Here is a 748-nt window from a genome sequence, read left to right as displayed (position 1 = left end):
GTCCCTTCGGTGGCCACGACCTTGATGTCGGGATAGGCCTTCAGGGCTTCTTTGACGCCATCGATCCGCTCGTTCAAGTTGGACGCGCCAAGCTGGCCGGTGATGATGGCCACTTTGCCTTTGCCGCCCAGCTTTTCAGCCATCGACTTGCCCATGGTAACGCCGGCCTGTTTGTTGATTGTGCCGATGTACATGCTGCGGCCCGACTTCGCGCTGTCGGAGTCGAAGGTCACAACCTTGATGCCTGCGGCCATGGCGTCCTTGATCACGCCTTCCACGGCCTTGGGCTCGTTCACTGATATCGCAATGCCGTTGACGTGGCGGGCGATGAGGTCTTCGATGATCTTGACTTGGGTGGCGCCTTGGGTGTTGGCGGGCACAACCCACTGGTAGTTCACGCCAGCGGCTTTGGCAGCTTCAGCAGCACCGGTGTTGCAATCGTCAAAGAACGGCACGGCCACTTTCGGGACCACGGCAATGGTGATGTCTTCAGCGAAGGCGGTGGTGCCAGCCAGCAGGGCTACGCCAACAAGYGCCGCGCGTGCGGTTTTCATAAGGGTACGCATCAGTCTCTCCTCCTCACCCGGGCATGTTGACCGGGCCTTTGTTTGTTGTGATCTTCTCGTGGGCTAAGAAGCGTGGTGGCTGTCAGTTGTTTCCTCCCGTCAGTTTGTTGCGCAGCACATCCAGGCTCACGGCGATGATGATCACCCCGCCGGTAATCGCCTGTTGTGCGTAGGTGTTGATG

General features: G+C 59.2%; 1 protein-coding gene. It reads right to left on the bottom strand.

Going from position 1 to position 748, the window contains the following annotated elements; genetic code table 11:
* Positions 1-566: substrate-binding domain-containing protein (locus AC1DVR_RS23795; protein WP_478003094.1), on the bottom strand; the 566-nt coding region annotated here is incomplete at its 3' end.
* Between the last annotated feature and the right edge of the window lie 182 nt (positions 567-748).

The sequence above is a fragment of the Rhodobacter sp. P2_H5 genome, from assembly GCF_056403335.1.
Note: the sequence above shows the minus strand (reverse complement) of the source record. Positions and strands in the feature narration are given on the sequence as shown.